Here is an 18,735-nt window from a genome sequence, read left to right on the forward strand (position 1 = left end):
TCTTATCTGGAGTGTACAAATCCATTAGACCACATCATGCTATCGTCCAATTCAAGTTCAAGGTGTTTGCGTTTGAGGGATCCCTCTGCGATGTCTTTACCCTGGGGTAAAGGCAATAATCCGAAGTCAGTAATTGACGAAAGAGTCGATAGGGCAGAGTTACATTCCTCAATCAGTTTTTCAAACCGTTCTGCGGGCAGATTTAGATTTTTTTTCTGGGAAATTTTCAAAAAATGGCTCATTAAACGGAACCATCTCGGTGCCCTGTTAGATGAGTGGGAAGCCATGTCACTCAATTGTATCACCATCTCGTGAAGTTTATGCCAATGGGCTTCATCTTCCAGAAAATGATGGCATTCAAATTTAATAAAGCTGATATCTTCACTGTTCGCTTGCAAAATGACGGCGCAGGCCTCTTCTACTTTGCCTTGGTGCATCGCTAAATGGTAACGAAATCCTGGGTGTTTAGCTTGATTACAAATTAAACCATCAACGCCATGATTCCCAGGCAAATATTTTGCAACGAGACGATACAGCTTCGCAGCTTTTGTATAATCGGGTTGCGGTTTTTGTTTGACGAAGGTAAATGCTAAAGAAGAGAGCATTTCTAACTGATTAGCCTGCCGCAATAGTTTGACGGCTCGATCTAAATCTTCTGGTCCGCCTTGTGCGCGGATGTGCATCAGGGCACGTTTAGTAAAGGCTGTTATATCTCGCATTGCCATGGCTTGTTCATAGAGCGTAACAGCAGCAGAGAAATTGACTGGCCCACCTTCACCAGCTTGATGCAACAAAGCTCGCAAGCTCATAGATTCAGCGCTATTAAGTGTAATGGCTTGATCAAGGAGTTCAATCCCTTTAACAATATCTTTTGCCCCGCCTTCACCCTTGATATACATCATGGCGCGTAAATACATTGCCCGAGTATTTTCCATAGCAATGGCCGGCTCAAGGAGTTCGATGGCTTTAAGATCATCTTTTGGCCCGCCCTGACCGAGGCAGTGAGTATATGCGCGCGTAACCATGGCGGAAACATTACCCCAGGCAATGGCTTGCTCAAGGAGGTCGATGCCTTTAGCCAAATTTTTGCAATCGCCTTCACCGAGGCCGTTTAGACGTGCGTTAGCAACCTTCTCTGGATCATTTCCCCATGCAACCGCAAGGTCAAAAAGGTCGTTGGTTTTATCAAAATCGTGTCTTAATCCCTGGCGGGTAAGGTGCAATTGGGCTAGTAAAAGCATACATTGAGTATTCCCTAATGAGCTGCCTTTCTCTAACAGCTTGACGATTTCGACGGCATTCTCAGCTGTTTGGGACACATGGTGCATACGAAATTCCGCGTAGACAAACATAGCCTCTGTACTATTATCAGCGATGGCTTCCTGAAGGAGCTCGATGGCTTCATCTCGCTTTTGTGGATCCTTTTGAATATAGAGGTATAGATTTGCCAGGCATGCCTTTGCGCTGGAATTCTTCAGAGCAATGGCCTTCTTATACAATTCAACGGCTTTATCCAATTCTTTAGGGCCACCCAACCCCTTTGAATACATATTAGCGCGACTAACAAAAGCGGCGTCACTTCCCCTCTCAATAGCTTGCTCCAATAGCTCTATGGCTAGGTTGTCCTCATTAAGCTGTTGATAGATTAAGGCACGTAGGTATAGTGTAGGGCCATTTGGCTTAGAGTCTGTTTCATAGTCATCAATAAGAGCCGTGATTACTGGAATCGCTTCCTTTTTGTGCATCTTTATAAGAAAAATCCAATGGTGTATAAATTGGTAATTTCCTCTAAGCATGAGATGGGTGATGGCAACAAGCTTATCCACACCGCTGCTATTGGATTGGGCAATACTGTCGAGGGTCATCTCGGATGTGTATGCAGAGTTTGGCATGGTTCTCTTCTATAGGGGGATTTTTGAACAAATAGTATCGTAGTATATAATTTTTTTATTAACGAATTATTAGGTATCAAAAACATACTTATCCCGATTCTTGGTACCGGACAAATTTTTTTAAAAAAGAGGAATTAAGAACAAAATAACTCGCTGATATTAAATGTATTTCATATGATTTTTCCGTAAGCTGGGCTTTCTTTGCCGGAAGACCGGAGGGCTTGCGTTCCGTAAACCCTGATATAACCTGCTTAATATAACGATTAAGCCACAGCCGAATCGTTATAATGTTCCTATTTAAATGGCACGATATTTCAGGGTTTACATACCTGATGCAGCTAACAATACATAATGCGCTCGTTCACCAATATTTGATTTTCGTTCGAGTCTTAATCAGCTTAATGCTGCTCGCTCTTCTTCGTTTAGCGATATCCTTATCATGTCTATTTTTTTCTTCTTAATTTTGAGTGGCTAAAGATACAACATATGTTGGTTTTGCGCTAAATCATTAATGAAGACTGCTTAGTTGATACCCTAAAAACCAAAACAATCCGTTTTCACTCCCTCAAACTTTGTTTACAGTGCCATACATCGCAGACACGCTAATAATTTAGGGATGTAATCCGCTAGTTACTCATTAGCCAACTTTCACCTCTTAGAGGTATAGATCATATTGTCATAAAAGAGGCAATAAAGCTTGCTATAATCTAATATACAGTGGACTGTTTATAGAGCAATATTATGAGTTATGGAAATATCAAAGCTATGCTCAAGGAATCGAAAGAAACTGTCATAGAAAACAGTTGGTTGCTTCATACCGACAAAGAAATTACCGACCTGAAATTAGGCTGGCGAGAACAAAGTAAAAAACAGCAGCTGGAACAATTTTATGACGGTCAGACTTTAATTGAGGAGAAACTTGGGCGGTTTGCCTTAAGCCTAATAAGCACCCCTTCTTTAACCCAAACTCAACAAGATAAGGTGCTAAGGATTTGGGGAAATACACACCGAAGCATGGCTGAGAAAGCAAGAGCCCTAATTCAACTTGCAGGTAAAACAGGTTACTTTGACCCTGCTCTGGTCAAGATTATGCCTCGGTTTTTGCAGTTATTTTCTAATGATCAGGCGCTTTTTGATTTCCTTCGAGCCCCTCAACAATTTATAAATCAAAATGATCACGTAACAGCTTATGACGTACAGCTTCTTGAGTTTGTTATTAAAGACCCTGTCATACACTATCTTCATCTTGGCCAACACGTTCAGCAAACATTTGAGTCAGAACTGACGCAAACCATGCAATCACTTCATCTGGAAAATTATGGTTGTCGAGATGCCAAGCGCTTTGAACAATGCATTAAACCGAATGTAAAAGATGAGGTACTGGAACAATCCAAAAAAACCTTTTCGGGGGAAATAATTATTGGAATGGCTGGCGCATCAGACAATTACACTCGCAAACTCATTACAAGCACGGCCAAAGTTGTAAGAAAAACCAAAATGGGGGAATGTCATAGCTTCGCCCAGTTGGCTGCTGAACATTTACTGACACAAGCAGAGCAAAAAAAATTAAATCTGGATATAAAAATAGTCAGTCATGATGCGCAACTTGGCTCACATACGTTTCTTCTTATTAACCATTATACCGATGATTTGTACGACCTGTCTAATTGTATAATCGTTGATCCTTGGGCTTACTCTATGGGTTACAGAGACACCCAAGGTATTTTTACAATCGATAATTACCCTTTTCCCAGTATGACCACTAACCTAACATGTTGTTATAACTCAATTAATGATGTAGAGCATTTGAATAGACGATATGACGTCAATATTGACCCTGAAGAATTTGAAAAAATGAGGTCAAATATTCCCTTTCAAGAACCACCGGAACAGAAAGTCAATTCTGAGGAAGCAAGGCAATTTATTGAGTATTTATATGGAGGTGTTCAAAACCTCATTCCCAACCCGATTAAAGAAGCCGCCCTTAAAGAAATCATTAAGGATCTCAATTTTGATGATATTTCTCCTTCGAAAGCGATTAAATTAGCGGCTGATATCTATTTTGCAGGTTTGGTTGAAGGAGGCCCTCAAGAAGGGTATAACTGGAGCAAACAAGAGAACCTTACAGGTGATGTCCTTGGTACAGAAGAGCATTTTAAGGAGTATTTTGTGGAAGCATTCAATCGCTACCCTGAAGTCAAATCATTTTGGACAAATTATCTTCAAATAAATCATCAAGAAGAAAACCTACAAACGGAGAAGATTACCGTTGAGTCTATATTAAAAATCGGTCAAGATTTAGCAAATGATAAGAATATGATGCATCAATACTCACCATCTAATCCGGACACATTTTTTAACATAAAATATTAAAATTCGATTAACCGAATTAGTAGAAATTTAAATTGGCCAGGATTGAAGACATTGAGATTGGAAATAAAAAACCCGCCATCAGGCGGGTTTTTTAAGGATAGCAGTGCAGACTACATCATTCCGCCCATGCCGCCCATATCACCAGCGCCAACAGCGTCATCTTTCTTTGGTAAATCAGCAACCATACATTCAGTAGTTAACATTAGGCTAGCTACAGAAGCTGCATTTTGCAATGCCATACGAGTTACTTTAGTTGGATCCAGAATACCTAAATCAACCATATCACCGTATTCACCAGTTGCAGCATTGAAACCATAGTTACCTTTGTTTTCAGCTACTTTGTTCACTACTACAGATGCTTCATAACCGGCATTAGATACGATTTGACGCATTGGTGATTCAATAGCACGACGTAGAATATTGATACCCATGTTTTGGTCGTCGTTATCGCCTTTTAATGCATCCAATGCTTTTTGAGCACGAATCAGGGCAACACCACCACCTGCAACGATACCTTCTTCAACCGCAGCACGAGTAGCATGAAGAGCGTCTTCTACACGAGCTTTTTTCTCTTTCATTTCTACTTCAGTAGCAGCACCTACTTTGATGACTGCAACGCCACCAGCTAATTTGGCAACACGCTCTTGTAATTTCTCCCGATCGTAATCAGAAGTAGTCTCTTCCATCTGAGCACGAATTTGAGTAATGCGAGAGTTGATTTCAGTAGCTTTGCCTTCACCATCAATAACTGTAGTGTTTTCTTTAGTAACAACAACACGTTTAGCAGTACCCAGATCTTCTAAAGTAGCAGCTTCTAAACTCTTGCCAATTTCTTCAGAAATCACTTGGCCAGCAGTTAAAATAGCAATATCTTGTAACATTGCTTTACGACGATCACCAAAGCCTGGTGCTTTAACAGCACATACTTTGACTATGCCACGCATGTTGTTAACAACCAGAGTTGCCAAAGCTTCGCCTTCAACATCTTCTGCAATAATCAACAATGGACGACCGGATTTTGCAACACCTTCCAGAACACCCAGCATGTCACGAATACTAGAGATTTTCTTGTCAACCAATAAAATATAAGGTTGCTCAAGCTCACAAGTCATGTTTTGTTGATTGTTGATGAAGTAAGGAGAGATATAACCACGGTCAAACTGCATTCCTTCAACAACAGCTAATTCATTTTCCAGACCATTACCGTCTTCAACAGTAATAACGCCTTCTTTACCTACTTTTTCCATCGCTTCAGCAATAATAGAACCAATCGCTTCATCTGAGTTAGCAGAAATAGTACCTACTTGAGCAATTGCTTTAGTATCTTTACAAGGCTTGGACATTGCTTTTAATTCTTTAGTTACTGCTAGAACTGCTTTATCAATACCGCGTTTCAGATCCATTGGGTTCATGCCGGCAGCAACAGCTTTGTTACCTTCAACAAGAATGGAACGTGCCAGTACAGTAGCTGTAGTTGTACCATCTCCAGCAGTATCAGAAGTTTTAGAAGCAACTTCTTTAACCATCTGAGCGCCCATGTTCATGAAGCGTTGCTCAAACTCAATTTCTTTGGCAACAGACACACCATCTTTAGTTACAGTAGGAGCACCATAGGATTTTTCTAATACAACATTACGACCGCGTGGGCCCATAGTTACCTGAACTGCATCAGCTAATGCATTAACACCAGCAAGCATTTGTAGACGAGCTTCGTCGCCAAAACGTAATTCTTTAGCCATTATCTTTATCTCCTTAAACGATTAGATTACTTCTCGATTACACCCATGATGTCGTCTTCACGCATCACGACTAATTCTTTACCGTCAATTTTCACTTCGGTACCAGAGTACTTGCCAAACAGTACTACATCACCCAATTTAACCGCCAAGGCACGAACATCACCATTTTCTAGTACTTTGCCAGCGCCAATCGCGATGATTTCACCACGCATGGGTTTTTCAGCAGCGCTATCTGGAATAACAATACCACCAGCTGTGGTACGCTCTTCTTCCATACGACGAACTACAACACGATCGTGTAAAGGACGAATTTTCATACTTTTATCTCCTGATTAAATTAAACTCTGAATCATGAACATTGCCTAACAGAGTAAACAATGCCGATGAAAGTCATATGGGGGCAGGAAGATAACTTTCAAGGGTAAAACAAAAAATATTTTGGTTTTCTTGTTACTGGCACTACAATAAAGGCTAAACATCTACAGCATCAAGGCCCGGAATGAACAAATGTCTCGTTTTATTACTGTTTTACTGTACTGCTTTTATCATTCATGCTGATCCACTTCCCGCTGCAGAAGTATTTCAAGTCAACGTGAAAAAAGTAGATCCTAATACTTTTGTTATTGACTGGCAGATAAAACCAAATTATTTTTTGTATAGCGACCGTATCAAATTAATTCCCCAGCCTGACAGTAACATTCATTTAGGAACTCTTCGCTTTCCAAAAGCTCTAAATAAAACTGATAAAAAAGGCCATGTCTATACCGTTTATCGCAATCAATTATCTCTTCCGGTAGCTGTGTTAGGAAACACGCCTGGAGAGGCACTGCTCGATCTTCATTATCAAGGCTGTGCTGATGATGGATTCTGCTATCCACCCGAAATAAAACAAATCAAACTATCTGTAGATGAAAATCTGGCTCTATCAGCAGTTACTTTAGAAAAAATCACTCCCGAACCAGCTACTGATTCAACAGACCAGCCTGACGAGATCTCTCAAGTCTTTGCTACCCATAGCTGGGCAATGATTCTGCTCATTTTTTTTGGTTTTGGCATACTCTTATCCTTTACCCCTTGCATCTTGCCTATGGTCCCTGTGCTGTCAGGAATCATCGTTGGTCATGGCAAGACAGTGACTACACGCAAAGCATTTTTCCTTTCATTAAGTTATGTACTGAGCATGTCCGTTACTTATGCTCTGTTTGGGGCAGTAGTCGCATTACTTGGTGCTAATTTACAAATAAGCATGCAATCACCTTGGGCTATTAGTCTGTTTAGTTTCATTTTTATTCTCCTTGCTTTATCGATGTTTGGATTTTATGAATTCAAATTACCTGATTCATGGCAAACAAAAATTACTGGCTCAAGTCGTACGCAACGAGGTGGTCATTATATTGGTGCTGCGATAATGGGCTGTCTTTCTACTCTGATCTTATCCCCTTGCGTCACCGCTCCTTTAATTGGGGTCTTAACTTATATAGCACAAACCAAAAACGTACTTTTAGGCAGTCTCACCTTATTTTTCTTAAGTTTAGGGATGGGAATCCCCCTGCTTCTTATTGGTACCTCCGCAGGAAAATGGTTACCTGAGTCCGGAAGCTGGATGAATGCAGTAAAAGGGTTCTTTGGAATATTACTACTTGCTGTAGCCATTTATCTGATGGCGCGAATTTTACCACCACAGCTCATCATGTTTTTATGGGCATGCCTGTTTATTTTTTCAGGTATTTATGCAGGGGCCTTAACATATTCCCAGACAAGTCGAGAAAAATTCTCTCAAGGTGTGGGAATTATTTTGTTAGGTTACGGACTATTGATCCTGATAGGTGTCAGCATGGGGTCTGCCAACCCCTTACAGCCCCTGTCTAATTTAGAAGCAGACCATAAGCAACCTGCCTTTTCTGCCAGGCCGATCCAGACCCTAAGCGGTATTAAAGCCGCCATTCGTGAGGCAAAAGGAACACCTGTGATGCTTGATTTTTATGCTGATTGGTGTGCTTCGTGTAAATTTATGGAAGCAACTACGTTTAAAAATAAACAAGTGATGAGCGCTCTAGAGTCTTTTAAAGTGATCAAAATTGATGTTACTGCTAACAGTACCGATAATAAGTCTATAATGAATCATTATAAGGTGATTGCTCCACCTACGTTTGTATTTTTTAATTCGCAAGGCAACGAACTGGTAAATTTAAAACTGGTGGGAGAAAGTTCTGCTGAGAAGTTTTTACAAATTTTAAGCCAAATAAAATAAATATATATATATTCCAGCGCAATATTAAAGCATCGAAAATTTGGAGAAAGAGGGGCATGGCTTTTAAGAAAGCTAAAAACCATTGACGATGGTCTTGTCGTTATACGGTAAACAAGACTTGTTTGCTCCCATCTTTTTCAGGTTCAGAAAACAGGAATAATATGACTCACATATCGAGTCATTTTTCGTTTGCCAGATATAATCTATCTCTCTCTTCATAAAGGAGCAAATCTTTATTTGCCATCTTTAAATACGTTTTATACATAATCTTTGAAACTTAGCTGCCTCTGTCGACAAACCTACTCAAAAAGCGATATAATTCGTTCACTTTTTTTACAGACAGAATTTTATGAATCATAAGGTTGGTTTTGTTAGTTTGGGTTGTCCTAAAGCGTTGGTTGATTCTGAGAGAATCATTACGCAACTTCGTGCTCAAGGCTATGAGTTAGTATCCAGTTATCAGGATGCGGGTGTGGTAGTGATTAATACCTGTGGATTCATAGACAGTGCCGTTAAGGAATCTCTGGACACCATTAAAGAAGCCATGGCTGAAAATGGTCGCGTTATAGTAACCGGTTGTTTGGGAGCCAAAGCAGATATCATCAAAGAAGCCTGCCCGGATGTCCTCCATATTAGCGGGGCTCATGCATATGAAGACGTAATTAATGCGGTACACCAGCATTTACCACCACCGACAGATCCGTTTACTCAACTCATACCTCCTCAAGGAATAAAGCTGACTCCACGGCATTACGCCTATTTAAAAATATCAGAAGGATGCAATCAAAAGTGTACGTTTTGCATCATTCCGACTATGCGTGGCAAATTACAAAGCTATCCTATGGCTCAAGTCCTGACTGAGGCAAGAAAATTAAAGGATGCTGGGGTAAACGAGATACTGGTTATTTCTCAAGACACCAGCGCGTATGGTGTCGATACACGTTACCAGGAGATTGAGTGGCAAGGAAAAACCATCAAAACCAGTTTTTATGATTTATGCCAACAATTGGGTGAACTAGGTATTTGGGTGCGTCTGCATTATGTTTACCCTTATCCTCATGTTGATGACATTATCCCTTTAATGCGTGATGATCTGATCCTCCCTTATCTGGATATCCCGTTGCAACATGCTAATTCACGAATTTTAAAGGCAATGAAAAGACCTGCCAGTAGTGAGAATACCTTACTACGTATTGCTTCCTGGAGAGAAGTTTGTCCTGATATTACCTTACGTTCAACATTTATTGTTGGTTTTCCAGGAGAAACGGAGGACGATTTTTCTGAACTTTTAGACTTTTTGGAAGCAGCTCAATTAGACAGAGTAGGCTGTTTCAAATACTCCCCTGTTGAAGGTGCAAAAGCAAATGATTTGGCATCACCAGTGCCTGAAGAAATAAAAGAAGAGCGTTACCATCTATTTATGCAACTCCAGGCCGAAATCAGCCGCAACAAATTAAAAAACAAAATTGGCAGCACTCAAACCGTGCTTGTTGATGAAATAACAAAAGATCAGGTTATAGCCCGCAGTAAAAGTGATGCACCCGAAATTGATGGCTTGGTATATCTACCCCCAACTCCAGGGATTACCGTAGGATCTTTTGTCAAGGTAAACATTACAAATAGTGATGATTATGATTTATATGCTGAGAGGGCCTTGTGATTCACTTTGATAAATGATATCACATATCTCTGCTACCTTAGCCTGTATTTCCTCACTGTCTATAGACTTGGACTGCAGTATTTTTTGATGTAATAAATAATGATAATGCTGGTAAGCTTCCTTTAATGTGATCCACTGCTCCTTAGTTAAAACATGGGCAAAAAATAACTGCTTCAGCTGGCTCAAAGTATGGGTATAGCGAGCCATTTCTGGCTGATTTAAATTGAGCACCAGAAATTGAACCAAGAACTCCAGGTCCAACAAACCACCCCGAGCATGTTTTATGGGATCGGTTTCTTGATACTGATCAATTTTTGCTCTCATTGCCAGCACCTCTTCTTGTACTGTTGCCCGGTTTTTTACTGAGGACAGGACTGATTTTTTTAGCCGTAAAAATGATTGTTTTATCTTGGGATCTCCTATAATAACGCGGGACTTTAATAACGCTTGATGCTCCCATGTCCATGCCTGATTTTTTTGATATGCAACAAATGCATCAACATGGCTGACGAGTAAACCAGCAGCACCAGACGGCCGAAGGCGTGTATCCACTGAATACAAAACACCTGTTTGTGAACGAATAGTTAACATATGCAATATTTTTTGAGTCAACCGGGTAACTAATGCTTCCTCCGATGGCTCAACACTATGTAAAAAAACCAAATCCAAATCAGAAGCATAATTCATTTCCCGACTGCCGAAAGTTCCATAGGCAATAATGGCAAAACGAGATTTAATCTGGGCCATTTCGTGATTACGTAAAGACAATTGCTCATTCGCTATGTCTAGTACCTGACTAACAATCACATGAGCTACATCAGATAAAAACTGTCCAATTCGAACAGCAGGACACAAACCATAAAGCTCTGCACGAGCAGCCATAAGCCAATGGGTTAATTTGAATTGACGAAGAATTTCTTCTTGTAATTCCACATCGGAACTATGAGAACGTTTTTCTGTTAATACCTGCTCTAATTGAGATCTGGAAAGGGGACGCCAGTACTTTTCCTGATCTAGTAATACTTCTAATAAAAAAGGTTGATTCACCAATAATCCGGTGATAAATGGACTATTAGCAAACCAGAATAATAATTCCTTTAATGCATGAGGATTTTCAGTTAACAAAGCAAGATAGGCACTACGGCCTACAATATTTTCAAGTAAATGCATTACCTGTAATAACACTTCATCCGTCTTGGCAAAATGAGTTAACTCGGTTAGCAGCAGCACCATAAAACGATCCAGTCTGATACGTGCCCCTTGCGACAAGCGTCTGCAACGAGGACCATGCCTGAATGCGTGTAGCATTTGGTAACAATGTTGTGAGTTTTCAAATCCCCAACTAGTCAACAAATTAATTGCCATAGTGTCTTCAACATGTCCCTGCCAAAGACTGGCTAACTGATTTGCCAAGAGGCGTTTTTCATCTTCATAAGCCTCTACCCTGCCTAACACTAAATGAAAGGAATGACTAATAATACGTTGATATTGATGTAATTTAGCTAAAAAATCCTCCCATGCAGAGTAGCCCATCGCCAATATAACTTGTGCTTTTTTTATTTCATCTTCGGGCAAGGAATGGGTTTGTTGATCATTCAGACTTTGCAAAACATTTTCTAACTTTCGTAAATAAAGGTAGGCTTGCTTTAATGCATCACCGCGCGGTACCAATTGTGCCTGTTTTAAGGCCTCAAGGGCTGGCATTGCACTTTGCTTGCGAAGCTGAGGTAATCGACCACCACGAATTAATTGAACATTTTGAATAATAAATTCTACTTCCCTGATACCACCCTGCCCACGTTTTATATCATTTAAGCGTGGATTCAATTGAACTTCACGTTCTATCATGGCTTTCATGCTACGCAACGATTCAATAACACTAAAATCAACATAGCGTCGATATACAAAAGGAATAATCAATCGTTCATACCAGGGTAAAGTTCCCTCTCCAGTTTCAGAAATCACCCGTGCTTTGACCATTGCATAACGTTCCCAATCGCGTCCCTGTTCCTGATAATACGTTTCCATAGCAGCCAAACTGGAGACCAGAGGGCCACTATCTCCATTAGGTCGCAGTCTTAAATCAACTCTGAATACAAAACCATCTGCTGTCACCGCTTGCAATACCTGCACCAATTGTTGTACTGCCTTGCTGAAATATTGCTGATTGGGAATCACTTCTCCATCCGTATTACCTGCCATACTGTAAGCAAAAATCAAATCAATATCTGAAGAATAATTTAGTTCTCTTCCCCCCAGCTTTCCCATGGCAAGGATAAACATGGGGACTTCTTTACCGTGCTCATCTTTAGGTATACCGTAACGAACAGAAACGGAGCGACGACAATAGCTTAACGAATGTAAAAGAATAGCATCAGCACAATCAGACCAGGATCTCATTACCTCTTCAGTACTCGCCAGCCCCCCTAATTCAAGGAGTAGTAAGCGCAAAAAATGGGTATGCCGAAAATGACGCAATTCACGGAGGTAGAGATCTTGAGGCAAATCAGGGTTTATATTACTTATCGCATTAAAATAATCTTTTCTTTCCAATAAAGAACTGCAAGAGTCATTTGCTAATAAAGAAGTTAACAATGCAATTTGCCTGCAGGCATAATCACTAATAAGAACCAGTTTAATCACACTGTCTTTCAGAGGATGATTCAAGTCAGAAAGGTGCTTTTCAATAAACCAGGCTTTTGAAGATAAAATTTCTGGTATAACGCTCTTTTGGGACATTAATCATTCTATTGGTGAATTGGAAACCTTATAGACTACCTCATGCCAGAGATAAATTACAATCAACCGCGAATATCTCATCCGTTTTTTGCCAATCAATCTGCCAATCAATCAATGAATAAACAAGATGACTCACTTGCTTGTTCATTTACCACACAGATTGCTGAGTAATATCAACGGTGGTCCTAATATTTTCGTCCTCGCCAACTTGTTAACTGTAAAATGACAGTGTAAATTTATCGTATCCAGTAATTAATCAGTTCACGGACAATCATGCATGATGCAAATTTATTATTTTTAATTTTGATCCTTACCATTGGAATGTTCATTTGGGGCCGATTTCGTTATGATGTGGTGGCACTAATGTGCCTTTTGGCACTAACATTAACCGGACTAATCCCATCGGAAAAAGCCTTTTCAGGATTTTCCAATTCAGCGGTAATCAGTGTTGCAATGGTTATGGTAATATCAGCCGCACTCATTCAAAGCGGCCTGGTTGACCAAGTCATTTCCTTCATTCAGCCTTTATTAACATCGCCCATGCTATTGATAGGCGCAATATGCATTATTGCTTCTTGTTTATCTGCTTTTGTCAATGATGTTGGGGCACTGTCTATATTAATGCCAGTAGCCATTCAAGGCGCTATCGCCGCCAAATTATCGCCATCAAAAATTTTAATGCCCCTATCTTTTGCAACTCTGCTAGGCGGTATGACAACCAAAATAGGTACTCCACCAAACTTGCTGATATCTTCTTATAGAGAGTCCATTGTTGGCGCTCCCTTTTCCATGTTTGACTATACTCCAACAGGCCTGTCGGTTGCTTTTGGTGGCTTGGTTTTTATTATTTTTATTGGATGGCGTCTCGTACCCGCCAGACGAAAACCCTCAAATGATCCTACAGAGCTTTATCAACTACATGATTATATTAGCGAAGTACGCATCCCCGAGGGTTCAACAGTTGTTGGGATGAGCCGTCAAGAACTTGAAAGTCTCATTGAAGGTGATTTGTCAATTATTGGTCTTATCAGAGGGCGGAAGAAAAAAATAGCCATTCCTGGAGACGAAGAACTCTTGCCGAATGATGTATTGATTATAGAAGCCTCTCATGATGATTTGAATAAGTTAATTACGGCAGGAAAACTTGAACTTTTTTCTGGCGAAGTGTTTACGACTGCAAGTTTGGTAGGCCAGAATTACAATACGGTTGAAGCTGTAGTGACCCCAGGGTCAAGAGTCCATGGTCGCTCCTGGCAGCAGTTAAGAATTCGCTCCAGAATGGGGCTTAACCTGATCGCTATAGCTCGCTCTGGGAAACCCTTAAAAAATCGGCTACATCATGTGAACTTTAATCCAGGAGATGTTTTGCTTCTTCAGGGAGTAATAGAGGAGTTACCTGAAAATTTAGCAAACCTGGGCCTCGTGCCTCTGGCAGAGAGAAACATATCTGTTGGCTTCCGGCGCACCTTGATTCTACCCTTGCTGTTTTTTATTGGAGGAATTTTACTAAATGTGTTTCAGATAGTGCCTATACAAGTCGCGTTTACCCTAGTAGTCGTGGCTATGATTGGCGTTAATATTATTTCTGTGCATCAGGTATATAAAAGTATCGATTGGTCCATTATAGTGATGCTGGGTGCATTAATTCCTCTTGGGCTAGCACTTAAAACTACTGGTGCGGCTCGAATGATAGGCCAGTCTCTTCTATTTTTTACAGAGGGAACCTCCGTGCTTGTAATATTAGGTTTATTGATTATGATAACGATGACTTTGTCAGATGTTATGAATAATGCTGCAACAGCTGTGGTTATGGCTCCTATTGGCGCTGATATTGCAGAGTTGTTGCATATGAGCCCCGATCCGTTTTTGATTGCTATTAGTATTGGCGCCTCTTGTTCCTGCCTGACGCCTATCAGTCACCAAAATAATACCTTAATCATGGGGCCAGGAGGCTATAAGTTTTTTGATTATTTATGGCTTGGAATACCGTTAGAGGTAATTGTTCTTCTAACCGCTCTACCATCGCTTTATTATTTCTGGCTTTAAATATAAAGCATGCCAATTAATTTGGATGGTAGCATCTTGGCATTATTTTAATGTTCTAAACTATTATCATATTGATTGTATTTTGGTTATTGGTTACACATTGATTCTTAATCTATAATATATAATCTATTATTAATGCTCACTCATTTATTAAAGGATAAGATGAATATCATTCGTTACCTATTGATTACCTCTGTTCTTTTGATCTCCCATGTCTATGCACAAGGAGAGCCTTTAAATGTTGGAGTACATAGTTTTTATCCGCCATTTATGATTCAAGGGACCGATAATGAAATTTATGGATACGATGTCGATATGATGAATGCGATCTGTAAGATTATGAATCGAACCTGCCAATTTCATATTATGCAATTTGATCAGTTATTACCGGCAGTAGCAGGAAAAAAAATAGATGCTGCGGTCGGTGCAATCACTATTACTACGGATAGATTAAAATCTGTAAGCTTTAGCATGCCCTATTTAATAAGCTACTCTCGCTTTCTAACCAACCACATCGACAAAGCAAAACTTCCTTTTTCTTTAAATTTATTAAACACCCAAAGAATTGGAATAGAAACAGGAACTATTTTTACTGATCAAATTAAACACTTGGGAATAATAAATCCCACCATAAAAGAGTTCAAAACAATGGAGCTTTTAGTAGAAGCATTAGCCAAAAATGAGGTTGATTATATTCTGCTAGATAGCTCAACCTCAATTTATTGGGCAGCCAATGCATCAGGGGAGTTTAGTTTGATAGGCCCTTCATATGTATATGGAAACGGTTATGGCATAGCCGTAAATAAAGAAGATAGGGCATTATTGCAAACCTTAAACAGTGCTTTGCTACAATATGAAAACTCTAACGATTATAAAATTAATTATAACAGGTATCTTGATTTCTGATTATTGCAGAAAAAATTCCTAATGTAGCGTTTGCCCTTGAGTGATACAACGTCCGATAACCTGTCTGGTTACATAATCCCCCTGACTGGCACCATATACTGAAACAAAATGCTTAGCTAATATGACTACCCAACCGGACAAACAAAAATTCATTCGCTTTTCAGTTTGATCCACTTCAATTTCGAACAGCCCCAACGACTCACTGTCACGTTTATTTGCATACTCTTCCATGATTATTCGAGCAGTTTGTAAATCTTTATCTTTGGTAGGCCAATTTTGATTCATAAAACACTCCCTAAAAAGCACGATTAGGTCTATAATTTTTACTATATTGAGGTAATTTGATAAATTACAAGGGTAAAAGTATTCTTATATTATGCCTGAATTTGGCTAAATACTCAATAGTAAGATCACTTTTTGAGCTGCACTTGCTTTCTAGTTTCCAATCTAAAATCAAGGAGTGAGCAAACAAATTTTTTCATATGTGCTGATGGAATGTTTATCCTGTACAGCATATGATATACCTATCAGATAACTATAATAAGACATCATGACTTATCAAATTTTACCCTCTTTGCTCTCTGCTGATATGACCCGTCTTGGTGACGAAGTCGATAGTGTAATGAAAGCAGGCGCTGACTTTATTCATTTTGATGTCATGGATAATCATTACGTACCTAACCTTACTTTTGGCCCGGCCTTCTGTGAAGCATTAATTAAACGCTTTCCCCATCTTCCTGTGGACGTTCATTTAATGGCTACTCCGGTTGATACACTCATCGAATCATTTGCAAATGCCGGAGCCAAACGGATCAGTATCCATCCTGATGCTACAATCCATCTGGACAGAAGTTTGCAATTAATCAAAAATCTGGGCTGCGAGGCAGGATTGGCATTAAACCCCTCAACATCGCTTGATACTTTGACCTGGTGTGTTCAACATCTTAGTTTTATTCTGGTGATGACAGTGAACCCAGGTTTTGGCGGCCAAAAACTCATTCCAGAGATAACGCACAAGATTGCGCAATTTCACAGTCTCTACCCTCAACTGGATCTCTGTGTTGATGGAGGGATAACCATTGATAATATTGCTTCAATAGCCGGTGCAGGAGCCAACCAATTTGTTGCAGGATCTGCTATATTTAATAGCATTGATTATAAAAAAACCATTAAAAGCATGCGTGAACAATTAGTACGTATTTAACAATGGACTGTATGACCTCAAAGGCAAACAAGAGGATTTATGAACAAATTATTAGTGTTGTGTGGGCTAAGCTGGTCAGTTCTTTCTTTCGCCCTATCAGGACAAGCATATATGGACAGGTTTAATGCTTATACCGCTTGGAATCAAAATTTACCGGCTCAGCCTTCGCCAGACTTTCTCAACTTTATAAAAGGTACCTCTCCCCTGTCCGATAAATTACGCGAAAAATGGCTTTATGAGTTAGTCCGAGTAAAAAATTGGACCAACTTCAATACGTATTACCAACCCTCTGATGATATCAATCTCGTTTGTTACAAACAGATTGCTGCCTATACTCTGGGCCAGGAAACAGAAGCACTAAAAAACTCAATTCCTCTTTGGTTAGCGGGCAATTCACAACCACAAGCCTGTGATACTCTATTTGACTTATTGCTTAAAAGTGATAATTTCGATCAAGGACTCATTACCCAACGCATAGCTCTTGCCCTTGATGAGCGAAACATTCAACTGGCGCGTTATTTGTTAAAACAATATGAAATACCCCGTTTAAATCAGATTCAAACATTAACCACCATAGACCAAAATCCGGTTAACATCAGTAAACTCAGTCCCGGTGAATTAAGCAATCATTTTTATCTTTACGGCTTAAAACGTATGGTTTCGATCAATATGGATCATGCCCTGCGACTTTGGGATCAGCCAAAAACAAAAAAAATATTGACTGAATCACAAAAACAAGATTTTTTAGCACACATAGCTCTTTATAAAGCCATGCGTAATCACGAGGATGCCCTGGCTTGGTTCGCCAAAGTAAAGCCCCAATATCATAACGAGGTCCTGGTAGATTGGCAGATTCGCTTTGCCCTAAAAAATAATGATTGGAAACATGTTGCTGAATTAATTAATGACTCAAACGATAAAGATACCCCCTGCTGGCAATATTGGCTTGCGCGTGCGCTGGAAGAACAAGGAAAAAAAGAACAAGCCATAGCTATTTACGAACCATTAGCAAAAAAAAGGCAATATTATGGATTCCTGGCCAGTATTCGCCTCAATAAGATTCCAAGCTTTGAAAATGAAAAACCCTCCACTAATTTTGAATCATTAAAGCCTTATCAACCCTTTATAGAGCAAGTCAAAGCTCTTTATACTTCCGGGCAGAGTCTACAAGCCTCTCGTCTACTTAATGATTTCATTAGTGAGTTACCTAAAGATGAAGCCAGTGCTTTAGTGAACTGGGTTGATTCAGAACTGCAATGGCATGGAAAATCTGTTTTTTTAAGTAATAATGAGACACTTAACAATCAACTCTCACTTCGCTTTCCCTTGGCGTACAAAGATACAGTAAGGATGTATGCTAAACAATACGCCGTAGCCCCAGAGTTTGTCTTTGCCATCATCCGACAGGAAAGTGGTTTTAGGGAGGATGCAGTTTCTTCAGCTGGAGCCAGAGGTTTAATGCAGATCATGCCTTTTACTGCCAGTGTTGTCACTAAAGAGGACAAAATACCCTACAGCGATCACCAACAGCTTTTTCTCTTCCAAAAGAACATCAATATCGGGGTTGCTTATTTACAACAACTAACAAAACGGTTCAGTAATCACCCAGTCCTCGTTGCTGCAGCTTATAATGCAGGTCCCAAACAAGTCGTTTATTGGCTAAAAAATCATCCACCCAAAGAAATTGACCTGTGGGTTGAGACACTCCCCTGGCAAGAGACACGAAATTACTTAAAGAACGTTATGGCGTTCTATGTAGTTTATCAATACCGTTTAAATCAAAAGCCTGACCTGAATAATTTTCTAACTCCTTTGTAGGTTCCAATAACCTGGAGCTATATGAACTCTTAAGCACATTAATCTGGTTTGAGTTTAGTTAGAAAATAACCTCAATTTACAATCAGTAAAAAAGGCTCTCAAGTCAT

Annotated in this window: 12 protein-coding genes; 7 read left to right on the forward strand and 5 right to left on the reverse strand. The window is 39.8% G+C overall.

Features of this window, described 5'->3' with window-relative positions:
* Nucleotides 1-2 precede the first annotated feature (2 nt).
* A complete protein-coding gene (locus tag HRS36_RS13920) occupies nucleotides 3-1,892 on the reverse strand; it encodes an SEL1-like repeat protein (RefSeq protein WP_173237768.1) in 1,890 nt (629 codons plus the stop codon).
* Between the two features lie 741 nt (nucleotides 1,893-2,633).
* Between HRS36_RS13920 and HRS36_RS13925 the strand changes: the two genes are divergently transcribed.
* Entirely contained in the window at nucleotides 2,634-4,265 is a 1,632-nt protein-coding gene (locus tag HRS36_RS13925) for a hypothetical protein (RefSeq protein WP_173237769.1), read from the forward strand.
* Nucleotides 4,266-4,375: 110 nt separating this feature from the next.
* Here HRS36_RS13925 and groL read toward each other — a convergent pair whose 3' ends face one another.
* A complete protein-coding gene (gene groL, locus HRS36_RS13930; protein WP_197933226.1) occupies nucleotides 4,376-6,007 on the reverse strand; it encodes a chaperonin GroEL in 1,632 nt (543 codons plus the stop codon).
* 23 nt (nucleotides 6,008-6,030) lie between these two features.
* Nucleotides 6,031-6,321 (reverse strand): co-chaperone GroES, encoded by a 291-nt coding sequence (groES, locus tag HRS36_RS13935; protein ID WP_173237771.1) that lies wholly within the window; start codon nucleotides 6,319-6,321, stop codon nucleotides 6,031-6,033.
* A gap of 182 nt (nucleotides 6,322-6,503) precedes the next feature.
* On the opposite strand from groES, the gene dsbD reads away from it, so the two are divergent.
* The gene (gene dsbD, locus HRS36_RS13940; protein WP_173237772.1) at nucleotides 6,504-8,255 is read left to right on the forward strand and encodes a protein-disulfide reductase DsbD; all 1,752 of its coding nucleotides are present in this window, start codon (nucleotides 6,504-6,506) and stop codon (nucleotides 8,253-8,255) included.
* Between the two features lie 349 nt (nucleotides 8,256-8,604).
* Entirely contained in the window at nucleotides 8,605-9,915 is a 1,311-nt protein-coding gene (rimO, locus tag HRS36_RS13945) for a 30S ribosomal protein S12 methylthiotransferase RimO (protein WP_173237773.1), read from the forward strand.
* Here rimO and glnE read toward each other — a convergent pair.
* A complete protein-coding gene (glnE, locus tag HRS36_RS13950) occupies nucleotides 9,892-12,654 on the reverse strand; it encodes a bifunctional [glutamate--ammonia ligase]-adenylyl-L-tyrosine phosphorylase/[glutamate--ammonia-ligase] adenylyltransferase (RefSeq protein ID WP_173237774.1) in 2,763 nt (920 codons plus the stop codon). The two genes, rimO and glnE, sit on opposite strands and share 24 nt — an antisense overlap.
* A 273-nt stretch (nucleotides 12,655-12,927) precedes the next feature.
* On the opposite strand from glnE, the gene HRS36_RS13955 reads away from it, so the two are divergent.
* The gene (locus HRS36_RS13955) at nucleotides 12,928-14,700 is read left to right on the forward strand and encodes an SLC13 family permease (protein WP_173237775.1); all 1,773 of its coding nucleotides are present in this window, start codon (nucleotides 12,928-12,930) and stop codon (nucleotides 14,698-14,700) included.
* Between the two features lie 162 nt (nucleotides 14,701-14,862).
* Nucleotides 14,863-15,606, forward strand: coding sequence for a transporter substrate-binding domain-containing protein (locus HRS36_RS13960; protein ID WP_173237776.1), 744 nt, complete (start codon nucleotides 14,863-14,865; stop codon nucleotides 15,604-15,606).
* An 18-nt stretch (nucleotides 15,607-15,624) separates the two neighbouring features.
* On the opposite strand, the gene HRS36_RS13965 is transcribed toward HRS36_RS13960, so the two are convergent.
* The gene (locus HRS36_RS13965) at nucleotides 15,625-15,891 is read right to left on the reverse strand and encodes a hypothetical protein (RefSeq protein ID WP_173237777.1); all 267 of its coding nucleotides are present in this window, start codon (nucleotides 15,889-15,891) and stop codon (nucleotides 15,625-15,627) included.
* Nucleotides 15,892-16,156: 265 nt separating this feature from the next.
* On the opposite strand from HRS36_RS13965, the gene rpe reads away from it, so the two are divergent.
* Nucleotides 16,157-16,810, forward strand: coding sequence for a ribulose-phosphate 3-epimerase (rpe, locus tag HRS36_RS13970; protein WP_173237778.1), 654 nt, complete (start codon nucleotides 16,157-16,159; stop codon nucleotides 16,808-16,810).
* A 39-nt stretch (nucleotides 16,811-16,849) separates the two neighbouring features.
* Nucleotides 16,850-18,628 carry a transglycosylase SLT domain-containing protein gene (locus HRS36_RS13975; protein ID WP_173237779.1) on the forward strand — a complete coding sequence of 593 codons (1,779 nt, stop codon included), beginning with the start codon at nucleotides 16,850-16,852 and terminating at the stop codon, nucleotides 18,626-18,628.
* The last annotated feature ends 107 nt before the right edge of the window (nucleotides 18,629-18,735 follow it).

This window comes from Legionella antarctica (assembly GCF_011764505.1).
GTDB lineage: Bacteria > Pseudomonadota > Gammaproteobacteria > Legionellales > Legionellaceae > Legionella > Legionella antarctica.